Source organism: Algoriphagus sp. oki45 (assembly GCF_036245605.1).
Taxonomy (GTDB): Bacteria; Bacteroidota; Bacteroidia; order Cytophagales; family Cyclobacteriaceae; genus Algoriphagus.
The window spans coordinates 827,037-846,562 of sequence record NZ_BTPC01000001.1; the positions used below are offsets into that span (position 1 = coordinate 827,037).

Here is a 19,526-nt window from a genome sequence, read left to right on the forward strand (position 1 = left end):
AAATCCTGCTTGTGTCCAAATTTCAAAATCCAAGTGTTCATTTTAGAACAGTAAATCCAATCAAAAGACCCCGTACGCTGAAAAAAGCCTAAACAATAACTTGGAACAGCCTTTGGTGAAGGATATAAAAAAAAACTGCAACCATGCTGACATTTATTCTCTGGTGTATCCTTTTTGTCCTCTGTTGGCCCATTGCCATTGTAGCTTTAGTACTTTATCCAATCATCTGGTTATTGCTGCTTCCCTTCCGATTGATAGGGTTTGCGGTAGACCTTAGCTTTGACTTGGTGAGAAATATCTTTATGCTTCCATTTAGATTGGTCGGATACAAATGAGCTCATTTTACAAATCGATATTGACCGCTCTTTTCTATCTGGTACAGGTGGGAGTAGTAATGGCACAGGATTCAATGGCCTATCGGATTACTGAAAACTATGTGCCTGATGATCTTGAACTCTACAAAACTATTGTAAAGTTGGATCAGGAGTTTTTTGGGTACTACAATGAATGCCAAACCCTGTTGGAAAAATATGCCGATTTTTATGCGGAGGATCTGGAATTTTTTCACGATCAGGGTGGCTTGAGTAAAAGCAAAGAAGAAATCGTCCAATCCACACAGAAAAATATCTGTGGTAGAGTGACGCGTCATTTAGTCCCCGATAGCATAGAAGTCTATCCTATCCCCGGCTTTGGAGCAGTAGAAATGGGTCTACACTATTTCATCAATACAGACAATCCTCCAGATGAACCCAGAAAAGTGGGGCGGTTTATGATCTTCTGGAAAGAGGGTTCCGAAGGTTGGAAGATTTCCAAAGTGGTCAGCTTGCATTAATCCAATCAACTCTATTTAGGACGATACATTCTGCAAACTGCCTACTGCAAACTGGACACTAAGCCTCCCTACTTCCCGAATACAAATCGTATTTCAGTAAGCGACAGTCAATCGTCCCATTCCAGAATTCTATCCTTCGGCTAGCCTTCAAACCCACCTTTTTGGCTAATTCGAGGTTTCCGGTAAAAATATAGCCTCGGTAGCCGGCACATTTCTGCTTCATAAAATCACCCATCCTTTTGTAAGTGATTTCCAATTCTTCATTTTCCCCCAATCTCTCACCATATTCGGGATTGAACATGATTACCCCTCTGGGTTTTTCAGGAATTTCAGTCTCTGCAAAGTCACATACCTGAAAGTCAATCATATGCTCCACTCCTGCATAGGCGGCATTTTCTCTTGCAAAAGAGATCGCTTGGAGCGAAATATCCGAAGCAATGATTTTGACCTCTGTGGCCTCCACAATCTTATTTTCCAGTTTTCGCTTTTTAGCAAGAAATGCTTCCTCATCATAGCCGAGGATAGACTGAAATGAATATTGATCACGGAATAGCCCCGGATATCTTTTTGTAGCCATCAAAGCGGCTTCAATTGCCAGAGTACCCGAACCGCACATGGGATTGATAAAAGGTACACGGGTATTCCACTCTGTCGCATAAATGGTAGCTGTGGCTAGGGCCTCCATCATAGGTGCTTTTCCGGGGATTTTGCGATAGCCATGTTTTGCCAATGTCTCCCCGGACGTATTCAGATAGACGGTAGCTTGCGTATCCTTCCAGAAAACCTGAATGACCAAACCCGAAAAATCCGATCCTGAATCCGGTCGCCTTCCATATAAATCTCTAAAACGGTCTACGATAGCATCTTTTACTTTTACATTGACAATCAAAGGAGTGGTTACGGATTGATTTTCCACCACAGAATTGACAGAAAAGTACCCATCCACATCCAAGTATTCTTCCCATTGGATGGCTTTGAACCTGCGGTAAATATCCTCTGCAGAACGCAAATAGAAAGATTTGATCTCAAAAAGAACATGGGAGGCAGTTCGGAGATGGAGGTTGAGATCCATGCAATCTTCGAGAGAGGCTTTGATGCTGATGCCCGTCCTTACAATCTCTTCAGGAACAAATCCCAGTTCCCGAATTTCCTTTTCCAAATAACTTACCGAGCGGTCCTTGCAGGTAATAAATACCTTTCCCTTTTGGTTAAAATCAAGCATGTGCAAAGGTAATCAAACCAATTTGGGTTTTTGGAAAAAGACTCCCAATCCCTGACCATTCATCCCAAATGGCAAAAAAGATGCAATCGTTTGCGTAATTTGGAGTGCAATTTCATTGCCCCAGCAAGCTGAAATGGGGAATTTTACCTCAGACCCTAACTCAAAATACTTATGAATTACAGGAATCGATTCTTAGTCTATTCGCTCTCCCTTTTGGCACTTTGGTCATGCGGACCTCAAGAAAAGCAGGATGACGGCTGGAAAGACTTATTTAATGGTGAAGACCTCAACGGATGGAAAACAGTAGCCGGTACCGCAACCTTTGAAGTAGTCAATGGAGAAATTATCGGTACAGCCGTTGCCGGTTCTCCCAATACATTTTTGATTACCGAAGAAACTTTTGGAGACTTTATCCTCGAACTGGAACTGAAAGTGGAACATACCAGCAGCAACTCAGGAGTGATGGCAAGAGGACAATATGACCCAGCCGCACGAGATGGAAAAGGTTTGGTATTCGGCTATCAGATCGAAGCTGATCCTACTGAAAGAGGCTGGTCAGCGGGTATCTACGACGAGGCACGAAGAGGATGGCTGTATCCTGTGGATCTCAATCCAGAAGCCAAGTCTCTTTTCAAACTTGGAGAATACAACCACTACCGAATCGAAGCGATCGGTGATGAAATCAAAACCTGGCTCAATGGCAAGGAAGTAGCCTATGTGGTGGATGATATGGACAAAACCGGCTTTGTCGGACTTCAGGTGCACAGCATAAGAAATGCAGAAGATGCCGGCAGAAAGACCTATTTCAAGAATGTCAAAATCAAAACTGAAAATCTGGATCCAAAGCCTTGGGGTAAAGACCTTCCAGTAGTCAATAACCGACTCAATCAACTGACTGATTACGAAATTGCCAATGGATGGAGATTGCTTTTCAACGGACAAAACAGCGAAGGATGGAAAGGCGCCTATAAGGATTCTTTCCCTACTGAGGGATGGAGCATTACCGACGGGATTTTGACCATCGCAAAAACTGATGGAAGTGAGTCTCAAAATGCAGGAGATATCGTAACCGCTGAGCAGTTTTCTGCCTTTGATTTAGCATTTGACTTTAGATTGACTGAAGGAGCGAATAGTGGACTAAAGTACTTTGTCACCCTTTCTGAGGGCAACAAAGGCTCCGCAATAGGTCTGGAGTATCAGATTCTAGATGATGAAAAGCATCCGGACGCCAAAATGGGAATTGACGGAAACAGGACCCTTTCCTCCCTGTATGATTTAATTACATCAAGCAAGCAGCCAAGATTCGTACGGCCAATCGGAGAATGGAACAAAGGGCGGGTCGTGGTATATCCCGACAATCGCGTGGAGCATTACATTAATGGAGTAAAGGTCGTGGAATACGTCCGGGGTTCTCAAGAGTTCAGAGACTTGGTAGCGATATCCAAGTACAAAATCTGGGAAAACTTTGGCGAAGCTCCTCAAGGCCATATCCTCCTGCAGGATCATGGAGATGAGGTCAGCTTCAAAAACATCAAGATAAAAACCTTAAATTGAATTCCTTAAACCCAAAAAACCATGGCAAAACCCAATAGAAGAGAATTTATCAAGAAAAGCACTGCCGCTGGTATCGGGATTTCAGCTCTTGGAACTTTTGCTTTTTCTCCCAAATCCTACAGCAAAATCCTAGGCGCAAATGATCGCCTCAATGTAGCGCTCGCAGGTTTGGGTAGAAGACTGGGGGCTTTTTATGAACCCATAGGATTAAAATCCAGCAACGTAAACCTCCTCTACCTCTGCGATGCCATGCAATCCCAGATGCCGAAGGCTGCCAAGAACTTTGAAAAATGGATTGACTATCAACCCAAACAGGAGCAGAATATCCTCAAAGTATTGGAAGACAAGGAAGTGGATGTTTTAATCAATGCTACTCCAGACCATTGGCACGCTCCGGGTACTTGGTTGGCTTTGGAACGTGGAAAACACGTGTATGTGGAAAAACCCTGCTCGCACAATCCCAGAGAAGGCGAATTGCTGATTGCCCTACAGAAAAAGTACAACAAGGTAGTACAGATGGGAAATCAGCAGCGTTCGGCTCCTGAAAGCCGGGAAATCATTGCCGCTATTCACAATGGAGCCATCGGCAATGTCTACATGGCCAAAGCTTTCTACAGTAACAATCGAGGCCCCGTACCCAATCCTGTACAACAAGCCGCTCCAGAAGGTTTGGATTGGGAACTTTTCCAAGGACCTGCGCCGAGAAAACCATATATGCATGACACCTGGAATTACAACTGGCACTGGTACGGTTGGGATTATGGGACTGCAGAGACCGGTAACAATGCAACTCATGAATTGGATGTGGCCCGTTGGGCACTGCAGGTAGATTACCCCTCTGAAGTGATGGTAGTTTCTGGAAAAATGCACTATCCGGAAGATGGATGGACCATGTATGACACTATGGATGCTACCTTCAAATTTGAAGGGGGAAAGGTGATTCAATGGGAAGGAAAAAGTAGAAACAATTACAAAACATACGGCTCAGATCGGGGCACGATAATCTATGGAACGGAAGGATCTGTCTATGTAGACCGTGGAGGATACAAGCAGTTTGACCGAACTGGAAAGGAGATAAAATCAAATTTGGCAAACAATAATGAGGGAGGTACCGTATTAGGAGGCGGAGGAGACATGAGTACAACCCATGTGGTCAATTTCTTCAATGCTGTAAGAGGTCTGGAAAAGCAGAATTCCAATATTGAAGAAGGTGCCGTTTCTACCCTACTTTGCCATCTGGCCAATATCAGTAGCAGAACCGGAGAGACCTTAACATGTGATCCAAAAAATGGACATATTCTCAATTCCCAAGAAGCCATGAAGCTTTGGACTCGAGAATACGAAAAAGGCTGGGAACCTCCGAAAATTTAATCAACAGTTCATTCAATTTGGTTTTCTTATATACCAGACACCTCCATCCGAATAGGTTGGGGGTGTTTTTTTGTATAATCAAAATTCCTTTGGTGCCTATAGTTTTTTCACTTATCAAAAGAAAAAGGATCCATAGTCCAGCATAGATCCAATTTTTCGGAAACAATTGCATAAAATATCCTTATTCACACTTTTTTCGGTATTGCTAGATTTTCAAAAAACTCGCAGACTACTTAACCATTTTACAATCCAGAATTTTATTTTTTAAAATTAAAAAAAGACCACATTAAGTTTTATTATAAAACAAATAGTTCGCAATCGATTCCGTAATTCCAAGTAAATAAGGATTGTGATCATTTTTCCTTCTATCTACCTTAAACCAAATATCAAAGCTCATTTTTCTCCGCTCGTAATCAAAAGCAGAAAACTGAATTATCTAATTTATCTATAACAATAACCCCTTTAACTATGCGTACAAAATTTTACACATGCCTTTCGGTAGTGTTGATGTTGTTGCTCAGTGCAGGATTTGCATTGGCGCAGGATGTGCAGGTGAGTGGGACCGTTTTGGATGAGACAGGCACTCCTATCCCTGGTGTGTCTATCCTTCTAAAAGGTACCACGCGAGGCACTACCACAGATTTGGATGGAAAGTATTCCATCGCCGGTCCCTCCACGGGAGTTTTGGTGTTTTCTTTCATTGGGTATACCACTTTGGAAGAAACTATCGGAAACAGAAGTAAAATCGATGTTAGTTTGAATCCGGACTTATCTGACTTGGAAGAAGTAGTCGTAGTAGGCTATGGTACTCAGAAAAAGAGTCAACTAACCGGGGCAATTTCTTCTGTAGGAAGTAAAGAGATCCAAGAATTACCAATCGTGGACGCCCGTCAAGCTTTACAAGGTCGTGCAGCTGGCGTCGACGTGACTCAAGCTGGCTCCAAGCCTGGCACAGCCCCTCAAGTTCGTATACGAGGACGTAGATCATTTAACGCTTCAAATGAACCTCTATATGTAATCGACGGTATACCAACAGCTGGAGGACTTGAGGACATCAACCCTCAAGACATCACCTCTATGGAGGTACTTAAAGATGCCTCTGCTACTGCTATTTATGGTTCAAGGGGTGCAAATGGGGTAGTATTGATCACAACCAAAAGAGGAAGTACCGGGAAGACAGTCGTATCTGTAGACTCTTATTATGGAATCAATTCTGAGCTGGGACAGATCGAGGTATTCGACGGACCAGGCTTTGCAGAATACAAAAGAGAATCAAGAAGAGCTACAGGAGCATATCCAGAGGGCCCTTCCACTCCTGAAGCTGATGCCAGAATTTTTGAGCCTGTAGAATTAGACGGAATCGCTACAGGAAGAAGTACTGATTATGTTGGCGGTTTGATGCGAACAGGAAGTATCCAAAGTCATCAGATTGGTGTGAGTGGAGGAAATGAAAAAACCACCTTCTTTATCTCCGGTAACTACTTTAGAGATGTGGGTGTAATCCAAAATCAGGATTTTACCCGAGGAACATTCCGAATCAATCTTGACCACCAACTCAACAAGAAAGTGAGAATCGGTACCTCTACTTTGGTTACTTACAGCAAAAGAAATGGAGAAAACTTCAATCCAATCGGTGGAGCACTGCAGGAAAACCCGCTTGGAAAACCTTTTGATGACGAAGGAAACTTAATTTTCTTGCCTACTTCCGATGGATTGAGAACCAACCCGTTTGCGGAAATAGTCCCAGGCGCACAATTAGACGAAACCTACAGAACCAGAATCTTTAACAGCATTTACCTCAACTGGGAAATTGCCAAAGGCCTTACTTATAGATTCAATTTTGGTCCCGATTTGACGATCAGAAGGTCAGGACGATTTACCGGATCTCAAACCAATGCCAGAAGAGGTGGTGACGCAACCGGTAGTGTCGATGATAGATTCAACCTGAACTACACCATCGAAAATATCCTAACCTATGATAAGAAACTTGGAACAGACCATAATATCAATGTGACTTTGCTTCAGTCCTTTCAGCAGGATAAGTTTGAGCAATCAACCATCAGCGTTTTGGGTATTCCTGCTCCATCTCAACTTTACCACAGATTGGGAGATGCATCTCAAATCACCGGAGCAAACACCAATCTGATTGAATGGGCACTTCTTTCCTACATGGCAAGAGCGAATTATGGATATAAAGGAAAGTATCTCTTAACTGCTACAATCCGAGCTGATGGTAGCTCCAGATTCGGGGAAAATAACCGCTTCGGATACTTCCCATCAGTGGCTTTTGGCTGGAATATGCATGAGGAAGGCTTTATCAAAAACTCCTCCTGGATCGATCAGATGAAATTCCGTGTCAGCTATGGTTCTATCGGTAACCAAGCCATTAACCCTTACCAAACTCAACCTTTACTGGGAAGAACTTCTTATGCTTGGGCTGGTGGCGGAACGGCTGCATTTGGATACAGACCCAATACTATCGGAAATCCTGATTTGAGATGGGAAACCTCGACTACATTTAACACAGGTTTGGATTTCTCTATTTTCAAAAATAGAATATTTGGTACAGTTGAATATTATGTGACAACTACCTCTGACCTGCTTGCACCTCAGCCGTTACCAAACTCCACAGGATTTGGAGGATTTACCACCAATATCGGTAAGACTCAAAACAGAGGAGTTGAATTGACTTTGTCCACTCTCAATATAGAAAAAGGTGACTTTGTATGGTCTACAGACCTTATTTTCACCCGAAACAGAGAGGAAATCCTGGAACTGCCAAATGGAGACGATATAGCTGCTGGTAGATTTATCGGTCAGCCTCTGACCGTGTTTTATGACTTGAAGAAAGTGGGAATTTGGCAATTGGATGAAGCGGATGTGGCTCAATCCTTTGGAGACAAACCCGGAGAAATCAAAATTCAGGATACCAACGGAGATGGAAGAATAAATTCCTTGGATAGAGTATTTATAGGATCGGCCGTTCCTGACTTCTCCATGGGTATGACCAATCGTTTTTCTTTCAAAGGCATTGACTTCTCCTTCTTCATCTTTGGAAGGTTCGGTTCTACCATCAGATCGGCATTCCACGATAACTTTAACTCACTCTTTGGCCGATACAACAATTTGGCAGTGGATTATTGGACTCCAAACAACCCTACCAATTTGTATCCAAGACCAAACCAAAACCAAGAAAGACCTAAGTACAATACATCAATGTCCTATTTCGATGGAACATTCGTGAAAGTGAGAAACATCAATTTAGGCTACACATTAGGTCCTGATGCATTAAAGAAAATCGGTTTTGCAAGCTTGAGAATCTACACTAGTATCCAAAATCCATTCATCTTTTCCGAGTACAGAAGTGTGCACAAGGGTATAGATCCTGAAACCTTCATCGATGGTGAGCAAGGAGTAGAAGGCGGTGTAGTCAATGCAAACATTGCACCTCCTGTGGTTCAGTACACCTTCGGAATCAACGCTAAATTCTAACTCAACGCAAGAAGACAATGAAAAACAATACATTAAAAAATAGACTTCTGGCCTGGGGAAAAACAACACTTTTCTTTACCGGCCTTGCCATAGCCACTTCCTGCCAAGATGCATTGCAGGAAGATGTAATCTCGCAAATAGGCTCTGAATATCTAAATACCCCAAAGGGGATTGATGACGCCGTTAACTCCGCATACAGTACCATGAGAGTTTGGTATGGCACTGAAAGAGGCAACAATTTCACTGAATTTGGTACGGATATCTACACCAACGGTGCTGATGGTTCGTGGAAATTTATGAATACGTATACTAACCAGTTCGATTCACAAACTGGCCATGTCAGAGAACTTTGGGATGAATTGTATCGCGGAATCAACACTGCCAATGCAGTCATTGACCGAGCTCCAAATGTCGCCGGAATAGATGCGACTGTTCGAGCTCAACGAATCGCAGAAGCCAAATTTATTAGGGCTCATCATTATTTCCTTTTGGTTCAGCTGTTTGGTCCTGTTGAATTAAGATTGACTGAGACCATCATTCCCACCAATGAGGTATCCAGAACTCCTGAATCCGAAATCTACGCAGCAATTATTCAGGACCTGAACGAAGCCATTCCAAATCTAGAAGACAAAAAAGCTTCCAGCCAATACGGTAGAGCCACCAAATATGCCGCTGAGCACCTGTTGGGTCGTGTTCACATCACTAAAGCCACTTCTTCTTCCGGCGCTGGAGATGACTATTCCAAAGCAGAGGCCTTACTAAAGGATGTCATTCAAAATTCCGGCTTGAGATTACTCAGTGATTTCGGAGATGTACATGCCTTCGGCAATGAAATCAATGACGAAATCATCTGGTCTGTGCAGTATACAAGAAGCCCTCTGACGAACGGTGGTGGAAATAACTCCCATGTATTCTTCTTGATGGAATACGATACACAGCCAGGTATGCAAAGGGATACTCAAAACGGGAGACCGTTTAAGCGATACAGACCCACTGTCTACGCTTTGGAAACTGTCTTCCAAAACAGGGAAAATGACAGCAGATATAAAAAGTCTTTTAAAGACACCTATTTGTCCAACAGACCGGGAAACTACACTGCAACTTTCGACAATTCCAAGACTAGTTTGACCTTTGCAGCAGGGGATACTACCATGTTCCTTCCAGGTTTTGAAATGTCAGTGGAAGAAAGAGCCAAAAGACCTTATCAGGTGCTAGTACCTAGCAGATATGATGAGAAACTTTTCCCAGCCTTGACCAAGCATTTGGATCCAGGACGGGTAGACCGTACCCAATTTGAAGGGGGTAGAAATTATCTGGCTATGCGATTGGCAGACACCTACCTTCTTTTGGCAGAGGCCCAATTCCGTCAGGGAAAATTGGCTGAAGCTACAGAGACCATCAATGTGGTAAGAAGAAGAGCTGCTTGGCCAGGAAAAGAAGCCATAATGGAAATCACTCCTGATGAATTTACTTTTGAGTTCCTCATGGAAGAGAGAGCCAGAGAGCTTACCGGTGAGCAGACCCGTTGGTTGGATTTGAAAAGATGGGGTAATTTGGTTCAGCGTGTAAAACAATACAATCCTCAGGCTGCACCGAATATCCAGGACTTCCATACGCTACGACCTATACCTCAAAATCAGATAGACCGTGCTGCAGGAAATGAATCCGGATTCCCACAAAATCCTGGATACTAATCCTCAAAATAAATTGCATAAAAAGGGGGCGCTGAAATTCAGCGCCCCTTTTTTGAATTAAGAAAACCAAAAATTACAAAACTATAGTCGAAGACCTGATGGTGATGTGTGAAGGAATGGTAATCACCTGATTAGGCAGATCGGGCTGTCTCGGCTTAGTCAACTTTTTGATAAGCAATTTTGCACACTCTTCACCGATAGAAAATGCAGGTTGGGTGATTGTAGTTAAAGAAGGATTTAGCAGGCTAGCAATGCTCAGATTCGAGAAAAAAGAGATAATTTTTAGATCATTGGGTATTTTTAAATCGGTTCTTTTAACTGCATGATAAGTAGCCAAAGCCAATTTTTCTACTGATGACAATATTCCATCAGGACGGTTAGGCCCAGTAAGCAATCTGCGGATAGACTCAATATTTTCCTCCTCTTCCTGGCAACAGGTAATGTTCAGCTGAGGCTCAGGAGACAGCCCTGCCTGTCTCAAGGCATCTAAATAGCCCCTATGCCGCTCTTTGGTGATGGACAGCTCCTTGGACAGCATCAAGAAGGCAATCTTCCGGCAACCCTGCTGAATCAAGTGCTTGGTGCCTTCAAAGCCGCTTTCGTAATCATTGGTGATGAATTTGGTAGTAGGAATAGCCGGACAAATTCGGTCAAAAAACACCAGTGGAAATCCCCGCTCATGAAGCCGGGTCAAATGGGAAATATCACTGGTCTGACTGGAAACAGACATCACGATGGCATCTGCTCTCCCATTCATCAGAAGATTGACGATTTTCTTTTCCCGATCCACATCTTCGTGGGTACAATAGACTAGCAAGTGATATCCATGCTCCTGAGTCACCTCTTCAATACCATCTACCACTTTGGAGAAAAAGTTGCTCATCCGCTCAGGAATGACCACCGCAATCGTCTTGCTTTTATTTTCTCTAAGACTTCTGGCAAATGGATTGGGCTGATAATTCAGCTTTTCAGCCATGCTGATGACCTTCTTTTTGGTCGCTTCGCTGATTTCATAGCTGTCGTTGAGTGCTCGGGAAACTGTCGATGGGGAAAGCTTCAACTCAGCAGCAAGTTCTTTGAGGTTAACACCGGTACTCATAGATCAGATTGGGTTTATTGTTGGGAAAAATTTCTTCAAAAATTTTGCTCAATCAAAATAGTGAATTATTTCCATTTAAATAAAATGTGCAATCGTTTCCGTATTTAGCTGTTTTCAGAAGGTGGATAAAGGATAAATTTATTTCTGAAACAAAGGCCTTCAATAAAGCCATCCAGCCCAAAATGATACCTGTACAATCTCACCATACTTTCCTGTCGGAAGATTTTTTGCTAAAAAATGAATATGCAAAAATCCTTTATCACGACTATGCAAAAGACCTCCCTATCATAGATTATCACAATCACCTCCCCCCCACCGAAATCAGGCAAAACAAAAAGTTTGAGAACATTTCAAAAATATGGCTGGCTGGAGACCATTACAAATGGAGGGCAATGCGAACTCTCGGGGTAAATGAAAAATACATCACCGGAAATGCATCCGACCCGGAAAAGTTTGAAAAATGGGCATATACCCTTCCATACACCATGCGTAATCCACTATACCATTGGAGTCAGATGGAGTTGAAAAGGTATTTCGATGTAGATGATCTCTTAGGACCAAATAATGCCCAGGAAATCTATTTCAAAACTACAGAAATGCTTCAGGAGGATCGATTTACGACTCAGCAACTCTTGGAAAGAATGAATGTTGAATTGGTATGCAGTACTGACGATCCCACGGATACTCTTGAGCATCATGAAGCTTATTTTCATAGCAAAGGTCTGGTTCAACTTTACCCGGCATTCCGGCCAGATAAATCATTCGCTATAGAAAATCCTGAAAATTACAAGGCCTACCTGGAAAAGCTCTCCGATCGCGTAGGTTTTGAAATCAATTCCTTTGACACCCTGATTGAGGCTTTGTCCAATCGGGTAGAATTTTTCCACTCAAGAGGTTGCCGCCTTTCTGACCATGGGCTTGAAAAATTGGTTTACTCATCCGATAGCCGTCTTTCTGCAGATGGAATTCTTCAGAAGGTCCTACGTGGAAATATACCCTCACCAGAGGAAATCGAATATTTCAAATTCAAAGTGCTGAAGAAGTTGGCAAAAATGTACCACGCCAAAGGATGGGTTCAGCAGTTTCACCTAGGAGCCCTGAGAAATACTAACTCCAGAATGCTCAAAGTTTTGGGACCTGATACAGGATTTGACTCAATTGGAGATTTCGATCAGGCAATCGCTTTGGCCAAATTTCTCAACGAATTGGACAGTACAGATCAATTGACCAAAACTGTATTATACAACCTCAATCCAAGGGACAATGAGGTTTTCGCCACCATGATCGGCAACTTCAACGATGGATCTGTCAAAGGAAAAATTCAATTTGGTTCCGGATGGTGGTACTTGGACCAGAAAGACGGCATGGAAAAACAGATGAATACCCTTTCCAATATGGGCTTGATCAGCTGTTTTATTGGGATGTTGACTGATTCGAGAAGCTTTCTATCATTTCCAAGACACGAATATTTCCGCAGGATTCTCTGCAATCTTTTTGGTCAGGATGTGGAAAACGGTGAGCTCCCTTGGGATGAAAAATGGCTGGGTAAGCTGATTACAGATATTTGCTACCATAATGCAAAGACCTATTTCGACTTCTCCCCTAGAAACTACAGCATTTGATGAATACCTCCTCCATATTTTCTCTTCAGGGAAAAAAAATCGCCTTCTCCGGCGCTACAGGAGTTTTGGGCACAGCTATGGCCCTGCACCTAGCCAAAGAAGGGGCAGAAGTACTCATTCTGGGACGTACCCCTAACAAAGTCAGTAACCTAGTCAGCGAAATCAACTCTCATGGTGGCAAAGCTTGGGGATATTTTGTCGATGTAACTGATGAAGATTCTCTGCAGAAAGTAGCCCAAGTCATCGAATCTCAGCACGGTAGAATCGATGTTTTGATCAACTCGGCAGGTGGAAATATGCCTGGCGCGGTCATCAGACCTGATCAAAATTTCCTCGACCTAGAAACAGATTCCCTTAGAAAGGTAATGGACTTAAACTATTTAGGAACAGTCCTCCCAATCCGGGCTTTGCTCCCACTCATGCTAAAAAACGGAAAAGGAAACATCCTAAATATCAGCTCTATGGCAGCTACCCGCCCTATGACACGGGTCATGGGCTACGCCTCAGCAAAAGCAGCTATCGACAATCTCACCAAATGGCTGTCCGTAGAATTGGCTCAAAAACACGGTCCTGAATTCAGGGTCAATGCTATCGCTCCGGGTTTTTTCCTCACCGAGCAAAACAGAACTTTACTCACTGAAGCAGATGGTTCGCTTACCCAAAGAGGAAACCAAATCATTACCCATACCCCTATGAACCGATTTGGAAAGCCAGAAGATCTTCTGGGAGCGCTACAGTGGCTTTGCAGTGATGCCTCGGCATTTGTTACAGGCACTATAGTGGCTGTTGATGGAGGATTCAGTGCCTACTCGGGGGTTTAGAGTTAAGGGTTAAAAGTTAAAAGGTTAAGGGAAAGAAAGGGTTTAACACATAACTATTAACTTTTAACTTTTTAAAAATCAATAAAATATAAAATACGCTTTATATGAGCTTTAGAATGGAACAGACCATGCGCTGGTATGGTCCCAAAGATCCGGTAAGTCTCCGTGATATCCGACAGGCAGGCGCTACAGGTATTGTCACGGCCCTACACCATATTCCCAATGGGGAAGTCTGGTCAAGAGAAGAAATTCAAATCCGAAAAAAGACCATAGAAGATGCCGGCCTGACCTGGTCTGTAGTTGAATCGGTTCCGGTGCATGAGCAAATCAAAACCAGAACAGGCGATTTCCTTCAACTCATCGAAAACTACAAGCAAACCTTACGCAATCTGGCTGCAGAAGGTGTTTACACAGTTTGCTACAATTTCATGCCCATTTTGGACTGGACCCGCACCAATTTGGAGTATGAACTTCCCAACGGGGCAAAAGCTCTCCTATACGAGAAAAAGGCAGTGGTGGCTTTTGATTTATTTATTCTTGAGCGAAAGGAAGCATTTTCGGAGTATAGCCAACAGGAAATCGAAGAAACTAGAGCCTACTATGACCGACTGAGCCAAGATGCCAAACAACTTATTTTGGACAATATTCTAAAGGGCTTACCAGGGTCTGAGATTGGTTACACTTTGGATGAGTTTAAGGCCATGCTCCAAACTTATTCCGGAATAGATGCAACTATACTTGCGGAACATTTGAGGATGTTTTTGGACGCAGTCACACCTGTAGCGGAAGAAGCAGGGGTGTATCTATGCATTCATCCTGACGATCCTCCTTTTTCTCTTTACGGACTCCCAAGAGTAGTAAGTACAGCTGCAGATGCCAGAAGGATTCTTACCCAGACTCCAAGTCCTCACAATGGGTTGACTTTCTGTACGGGCTCTTATGGTGTTCGTGCTGATAATGACCTTCCGGCCATGGTGAGAGAATTTGGAGATCGGATTCATTTCATCCATTTGCGAAGCACCAAGCGGGATGCCGAAGGTAACTTCTATGAAGACAACCATTTGGAAGGAAATGTGCCCATGGTTGAAGTCATTGACGAGATTTTGACTTGGCAGGAAAAAAGAGGTAAAAGCATCCCGATGAGACCGGACCATGGACATCAAATGCTTGACGACTTGAATAAAAAAGTATCTAATCCGGGCTACACCGGAATAGGCAGGCTAAAAGGGCTGGCAGAAATCCGAGGGGTGGAAGAAGCCTTGGTATGGATGAAAAAAAGGAAATAACTGATTCCGTTTAATCACTCTTCCCCGGGAAAATCATTTTTCCGGGGATTTTTATTTCAGGCCAATCTGATTTTTCCGAAGTCCCGGTTCTTGGAAAAGTTTCCTGAAAAAAAAGAATTAAACCTTCTTCCAAGTTAACTTAGCCAGTAAACCAATAGACCCAACCATGGCTGAATTTTACTCCAAAAAAGACCTTCTATTCCAGCTTTTTGAAAACCAAAACTGCTTAGAAGTAATTGAACTACCCTATTTCTCCGATCATTCAGAGGAAACATTCAAACTGGTTCTGGATGCAGCTGAGCAGATCTCGGTCAATTCCCTATACCCGATTTTTAAGGAAATGGACAGAAATGAGCCACAGCTTGTTGATGGCAAGATTCGAATTCATACCAAAATGAAATCAATCATCAGTCAGTTTGGAGAAGACGGATGGATTCAGTCCATTTTTTCTTACGAAGAAGGAGGACAGCAGCTTCCTTGGACCATCCACCTCTGTGCAGGATTTATCATGCAGGCAGCGAATTATTCAGCGAGTGTATTTCCTTTTCTGACTACCGGTGCAGCCAATCTGATCCGAACGTTTGGATCAAAAGAGTTGATAGATAGATTCACCCCCAACATGTATTCAGGCAAGTGGCAAGGAACTATGGCATTGACCGAACCTGATGCAGGCAGTTCACTGTCTGATTTGACTACCTCAGCCCTTCCCACAGAAAAACCGGGCGTATTTCATATCAAAGGACAGAAGATTTATATATCTGCGGGGGATCATGACGCCTGCGAAAACATCATTCATCTTATGCTGGCACGAATTCAGGGTGCTCCTGCTGGAACCAAAGGAATATCCCTGTTTGTGGTGCCCCAAGTTAGAGAAGACGGAAAGCCAAATGACGTCCTCACTCAGGGGATTTATCACAAGATGGGGTACAAAGGCGCTCCCATAGCCCACCTGATGATCGGCAGCAATGAGGGATGCGAAGGTTACTTGGTGGGCGAACCCAATCAAGGGCTGAAATACATGTTTCAAATGATGAATGAAGCTCGACTGGGCGTAGGAATGAATGCTGTAGCGATCGCAACAGCAGCTTTCCAATCCTCTCTTGCCTACGCCAAAGAAAGACCTCAAGGAAGAAAGTTGACCGAAAAAGATCTCAACAAACCTCAAGTCCCAATCATAGAACATGCAGATGTAAGAAGGATGCTTCTCTTCCAAAAAAGCATTACTGAAGGTGCCCTAGCCCTTCTGGTTTATTGCGGAATCCTTTCCGATAAAATATCACGGGAAGAGAATCCCGAAAAGAAAAAAGAAATGCATCTCCTTTTGGATTTGCTGACGCCTATTGCCAAGTCCTATCCATCCGAAATGGGAGTACAAAGCACTTCGGCTGCTGTTCAGATACTGGGAGGGGCAGGTTATACCACCGATTTTCCTGTGGAGCAGTACTACAGAGAAGCTAGGATTCACCCGATTCACGAAGGGACTACAGGAATTCATGGTTTGGATCTCTTGGGAAGAAAGGTGCTTTTAGAAGATGGTTTAGGCTGGAAAATTTTGCAAAAGGAAATTCAGAAAACCATCCAAGAGGCCAAGGGAATAGAAAATCTTGATGAATTAGCTGAGGACTTTGAAGAAAAACTGAAAAGATTCAACCATGGAGCGGCCCAACTCTTATTTAAAATTAATCAAGGGCCGGAGAAATATTTGGCAGACGCCACTCTTTTCTTGGATGCCTGTGGGTTATTGATTGTGGGCTGGATGTGGCTGAAGCAAGCAATCACTGCTCAAAACGCCTTGGAAAAAGGGAATCCCGATCAGGTTTTTTATTTCGGAAAGCTCGAAACCGCCCGATATTTCATGGAGTATGAAATGATAAAAATTGAAGGTTTGCTTCCCCGATTTCACTCCAACACTTACCCAAGTTTGGAAATGAAAAAGGAGTGGTTTTGATTCTTCTAATTCTGAAATAAATAATCTAAGAAGTCATTACCTGTTATAAATGCATTCAGGTTCGAAAAAATCCCATTAGGAAAATTTTACTCTGACTGAAAATCAAGCGGAAAATTATCACCCTAATCCAAAAATAAACTTTATTAACTATTGATAATAAGTATCCCTTCTTTGGGAGCTTTTCTATAATTAATTAACTTCGAACCGATCTCAATCCCCATCATTCCATCCGCTCAAATGGATAAAAGTATCCGCAGATTTACTTTAGTATTTTTTATTCTTGCTTTCACTGCCACCATTCTTGGCTCTTTTTTCAAACCTGCCATCGGACAACTGATCGAAAACCCTCTTTCTCTGGTAAATTCTGAAGAAAACGGGGACCATGATACTAAAGATTTGCTTATTCCAATTTCAGTGGATTTACCAGAACTAACTGAAGTTCCGAAGTTGAAAGGTAGCGTGGCAAAAGATGCCTATGAAGAGCACTTGCATGCTGCAGAAACCAATGGAGTAGGAATTATTGAATCAGAAGAAAAGCTCACTGATCTGATAAAATCAGAAAAGTTGGTTGAAATAAGTCGGGGTAAGGGATACAGCTTGGAACCTTTAACACACAGCCATCCTTTTGTGACTCCCCACTCAAAAAGAATTTTGGAAGAAATGGGATTGATGTATGAGATTTTGGCAGGAGAAGGCAACTTTTTCTCCATATCCTCAGCTACCCGAACTATGAATCAGCAGGTGAACTTAAAAAAGCGAAACCGAAATGCCACTGCTGGAAATAGCTCTCATTCCTTTGGAGTATCCTTTGACATCTCTTATATCCGGTTCAATGGAGTCAAATCTTGGGATCAAAAAGCTCAGAGAAATCTTGAAAAGGTTCTGAACCACTTTCAGGAATCGGGCAAGATCTTCGTCATTAAAGAGCGAAAGCAGAGTTGCTATCATGTGACGGTGAGGTAATTCTTTCACTGAAAAAAAACCAAAAAGACCGCCTCTCAGCGGTCTTTTTCGTTCTTTATTCAATTCTTGAGGTTTTAATACCCCAAAGTCTTCAACATGCTTTCTTCGGTCTGATCTTTTGCAAATAGCCAATGCTTGATCTCTCCATTTTCGTCCCTGTCGATCAATACATGTTTGGGCGCAGGAATCAGGCAATGCTGAATTCCCCCATAACCTCCCAAAGATTCCTGATAGGCCCCTGTGTGGAAAAATCCGATATACTGAGTTCTTCCCTTTTCAATTTTAGGCAGATAGATATTGTATTGGTGGGCTTCTGAGTTGTAATAGTCCATACTATCACAGGTCAATCCTCCCAAAGAAATACCTTGGTAGGTTTCATCCCAATTATTCACAGCCAGCATGATGTACTTTTGATTCAATCCCCAGCTGTCAGGCAGTTGAGTAATAAATGATCCATCGATCATGTACCAAAGTTCCTTATCATTTTGCAGTTTTTCATCCAATATCGAGTAGAGTACTGCCCCACTCTCTCCTACCGTATAGCTTCCAAATTCAGTGAAAATATTCGGCTCGGTTGTGTTGTTTTTGGCACACATCCATTTGATGTTTTTTACGATCTGATCAGCCATGTATTGGTAATCGTAATCAAAGAAAACATTGGTCTTAATCGGCCATCCCCCACCGATATCCATAGTGTCCAAACTTGGGGCGATTTTCTTCAAATCCACATATTTCTGGATGAATCGAGTCAGCTCGGACCAGTAATAAGCTGTGTCCCTAATGCCGGAATTGATGAAAAAATGCAACATCTTGAGACTTACTAAAGGATGATCTTTGATCTTTTCTTCGTAAAGCTGGATGATATCATTATATCTTACTCCCAAACGGGAGGTATAGAAACCAAACTTGGGCTCTTCATCGGCCGCTATTCGGATGCCAACCTGAAAGGGAACCTTCACGTGCTCCAGGTAGTAATCAATTTCGCTAAGATTGTCCAAGATCGGAACACAGTTTACAAAGCCATCATTGAGCAACTCAGTGATGTACTGCTTGTAAAGATCCCGCTTAAATCCGTTGCAGATGATGTAGGTGTTTTTGGTGATCTTGCCCTTTTCATACAGGCTTCTGACCAAAGGAATATCAAAAGTGGAAGATGTCTCGATGTGGATATCATTTTTCAGCGCTTCATTAAGCACAAAGCTAAAATGAGACGACTTGGTACAATAGCAATAGGTATACTTTCCCTGATAATCATGAGCCTTGATGGCGTTGTTGAAGTAGGTCTTGGCACTTTGGATGCTTTCAGAAATCTTTGGCAGATAGGTCAGCTTTAGCGGTGTCCCATAAGTCTGAATGATCTCCATGAGATTTACCCCGTTAAAAAATAATTCGTTGTTTTCGACATGGAACTCCTTGGTTGGAAAATCAAAAGTCTGCTGAATCAGGTCTATGTATCTGTTCATTAAAGTGAGGTTTATAATACAAGTTTGGGTTGCAAAATTTGCTTTTTTATCGGGGTATATCAAATGAATCCCTGATAAATGAACCCCGGTTTAGAAAAAAGGTTGTTTGAGCGGACTAATAGAAAATGAGTCCTCTTCTATTGGCAATTTTCAAAAATC

Annotated in this window: 14 protein-coding genes; 11 read left to right on the forward strand and 3 right to left on the reverse strand. The window is 42.7% G+C overall.

All coding sequences use genetic code 11. The features are described 5' to 3' along the window. Positions 1 to 143 precede the first annotated feature (143 nt). Both AAA942_RS03650 and AAA942_RS03655 read left to right on the forward strand, forming a co-directional pair. Positions 144 to 335, forward strand: a complete 192-nt coding sequence (locus tag AAA942_RS03650) for a hypothetical protein (protein WP_338218875.1) — start codon at positions 144 to 146, stop codon at positions 333 to 335. Further along, a complete protein-coding gene (locus AAA942_RS03655) occupies positions 332 to 832 on the forward strand; it encodes a nuclear transport factor 2 family protein (RefSeq protein WP_338218876.1) in 501 nt (166 codons plus the stop codon). The genes AAA942_RS03650 and AAA942_RS03655 overlap by 4 nt, the downstream gene beginning before the upstream one ends. A gap of 58 nt (positions 833 to 890) precedes the next feature. Here AAA942_RS03655 and AAA942_RS03660 read toward each other — a convergent pair whose 3' ends face one another. Continuing rightward, on the reverse strand, positions 891 to 2,054 hold the full coding sequence (locus tag AAA942_RS03660; RefSeq protein WP_338218877.1) for a THUMP domain-containing class I SAM-dependent RNA methyltransferase: 1,164 nt from the start codon (positions 2,052 to 2,054) through the stop codon (positions 891 to 893). 171 nt (positions 2,055 to 2,225) lie between these two features. On the opposite strand from AAA942_RS03660, the gene AAA942_RS03665 reads away from it, so the two are divergent. From AAA942_RS03665 to AAA942_RS03680, 4 genes are all read left to right on the forward strand, one after another. After that, the gene (locus tag AAA942_RS03665) at positions 2,226 to 3,608 is read left to right on the forward strand and encodes a 3-keto-disaccharide hydrolase (RefSeq protein ID WP_338218878.1); all 1,383 of its coding nucleotides are present in this window, start codon (positions 2,226 to 2,228) and stop codon (positions 3,606 to 3,608) included. A gap of 21 nt (positions 3,609 to 3,629) precedes the next feature. Next, positions 3,630 to 4,979 carry a Gfo/Idh/MocA family protein gene (locus tag AAA942_RS03670; RefSeq protein ID WP_338218879.1) on the forward strand — a complete coding sequence of 450 codons (1,350 nt, stop codon included), beginning with the start codon at positions 3,630 to 3,632 and terminating at the stop codon, positions 4,977 to 4,979. A 468-nt stretch (positions 4,980 to 5,447) separates the two neighbouring features. Then, the gene (locus AAA942_RS03675) at positions 5,448 to 8,471 is read left to right on the forward strand and encodes a SusC/RagA family TonB-linked outer membrane protein (protein ID WP_338218880.1); all 3,024 of its coding nucleotides are present in this window, start codon (positions 5,448 to 5,450) and stop codon (positions 8,469 to 8,471) included. Positions 8,472 to 8,488: 17 nt separating this feature from the next. Next, on the forward strand, positions 8,489 to 10,165 hold the full coding sequence (locus tag AAA942_RS03680) for a RagB/SusD family nutrient uptake outer membrane protein (RefSeq protein WP_338218881.1): 1,677 nt from the start codon (positions 8,489 to 8,491) through the stop codon (positions 10,163 to 10,165). 73 nt (positions 10,166 to 10,238) lie between these two features. On the opposite strand, the gene AAA942_RS03685 is transcribed toward AAA942_RS03680, so the two are convergent. Then, positions 10,239 to 11,264, reverse strand: a complete 1,026-nt coding sequence (locus AAA942_RS03685; protein WP_338218882.1) for a LacI family DNA-binding transcriptional regulator — start codon at positions 11,262 to 11,264, stop codon at positions 10,239 to 10,241. 182 nt (positions 11,265 to 11,446) lie between these two features. On the opposite strand from AAA942_RS03685, the gene uxaC reads away from it, so the two are divergent. The 5 genes from uxaC to AAA942_RS03710 all read left to right on the forward strand — a co-directional run bounded on the left by uxaC (position 11,447) and on the right by AAA942_RS03710 (position 17,904). Further along, the gene (gene uxaC / locus AAA942_RS03690; protein WP_338218883.1) at positions 11,447 to 12,886 is read left to right on the forward strand and encodes a glucuronate isomerase; all 1,440 of its coding nucleotides are present in this window, start codon (positions 11,447 to 11,449) and stop codon (positions 12,884 to 12,886) included. Continuing rightward, on the forward strand, positions 12,886 to 13,707 hold the full coding sequence (locus AAA942_RS03695; RefSeq protein WP_338218884.1) for an SDR family oxidoreductase: 822 nt from the start codon (positions 12,886 to 12,888) through the stop codon (positions 13,705 to 13,707). Before uxaC ends, AAA942_RS03695 begins: the two co-directional genes overlap by 1 nt. 104 nt (positions 13,708 to 13,811) lie before the next feature. After that, the gene (gene uxuA, locus AAA942_RS03700) at positions 13,812 to 14,993 is read left to right on the forward strand and encodes a mannonate dehydratase (protein ID WP_338218885.1); all 1,182 of its coding nucleotides are present in this window, start codon (positions 13,812 to 13,814) and stop codon (positions 14,991 to 14,993) included. Positions 14,994 to 15,159: 166 nt separating this feature from the next. Continuing rightward, positions 15,160 to 16,941 carry an acyl-CoA dehydrogenase gene (locus tag AAA942_RS03705; RefSeq protein ID WP_338218886.1) on the forward strand — a complete coding sequence of 594 codons (1,782 nt, stop codon included), beginning with the start codon at positions 15,160 to 15,162 and terminating at the stop codon, positions 16,939 to 16,941. Between the two features lie 237 nt (positions 16,942 to 17,178). Further along, positions 17,179 to 17,904, forward strand: coding sequence for a DUF5715 family protein (locus AAA942_RS03710; protein ID WP_338218887.1), 726 nt, complete (start codon positions 17,179 to 17,181; stop codon positions 17,902 to 17,904). 74 nt (positions 17,905 to 17,978) lie between these two features. On the opposite strand, the gene AAA942_RS03715 is transcribed toward AAA942_RS03710, so the two are convergent. Then, entirely contained in the window at positions 17,979 to 19,367 is a 1,389-nt protein-coding gene (locus AAA942_RS03715; RefSeq protein WP_338218888.1) for an arginine decarboxylase, read from the reverse strand. Between the last annotated feature and the right edge of the window lie 159 nt (positions 19,368 to 19,526).

Excerpts from the sequence above, each read along its gene's own strand:
- AAA942_RS03650 (WP_338218875.1), top strand. The coding sequence starts at position 144 with ATGCTGACATTTATTCTCTGGTGTATCCTTTTTGTCCTCTGTTGGCCC.
- uxaC (WP_338218883.1), top strand. The coding sequence starts at position 11,447 with ATGATACCTGTACAATCTCACCATACTTTCCTGTCGGAAGATTTTTTG.
- AAA942_RS03665 (WP_338218878.1), top strand. The coding sequence starts at position 2,226 with ATGAATTACAGGAATCGATTCTTAGTCTATTCGCTCTCCCTTTTGGCA.
- uxuA (WP_338218885.1), top strand. The coding sequence starts at position 13,812 with ATGAGCTTTAGAATGGAACAGACCATGCGCTGGTATGGTCCCAAAGAT.
- AAA942_RS03670 (WP_338218879.1), top strand. The coding sequence starts at position 3,630 with ATGGCAAAACCCAATAGAAGAGAATTTATCAAGAAAAGCACTGCCGCT.
- AAA942_RS03660 (WP_338218877.1), bottom strand. The coding sequence starts at position 2,054 with ATGCTTGATTTTAACCAAAAGGGAAAGGTATTTATTACCTGCAAGGAC.
- AAA942_RS03680 (WP_338218881.1), top strand. The coding sequence starts at position 8,489 with ATGAAAAACAATACATTAAAAAATAGACTTCTGGCCTGGGGAAAAACA.
- AAA942_RS03695 (WP_338218884.1), top strand. The coding sequence starts at position 12,886 with ATGAATACCTCCTCCATATTTTCTCTTCAGGGAAAAAAAATCGCCTTC.
- AAA942_RS03675 (WP_338218880.1), top strand. The coding sequence starts at position 5,448 with ATGCGTACAAAATTTTACACATGCCTTTCGGTAGTGTTGATGTTGTTG.
- AAA942_RS03705 (WP_338218886.1), top strand. The coding sequence starts at position 15,160 with ATGGCTGAATTTTACTCCAAAAAAGACCTTCTATTCCAGCTTTTTGAA.
- AAA942_RS03655 (WP_338218876.1), top strand. The coding sequence starts at position 332 with ATGAGCTCATTTTACAAATCGATATTGACCGCTCTTTTCTATCTGGTA.
- AAA942_RS03715 (WP_338218888.1), bottom strand. The coding sequence starts at position 19,367 with ATGAACAGATACATAGACCTGATTCAGCAGACTTTTGATTTTCCAACC.
- AAA942_RS03710 (WP_338218887.1), top strand. The coding sequence starts at position 17,179 with ATGGATAAAAGTATCCGCAGATTTACTTTAGTATTTTTTATTCTTGCT.
- AAA942_RS03685 (WP_338218882.1), bottom strand. The coding sequence starts at position 11,264 with ATGAGTACCGGTGTTAACCTCAAAGAACTTGCTGCTGAGTTGAAGCTT.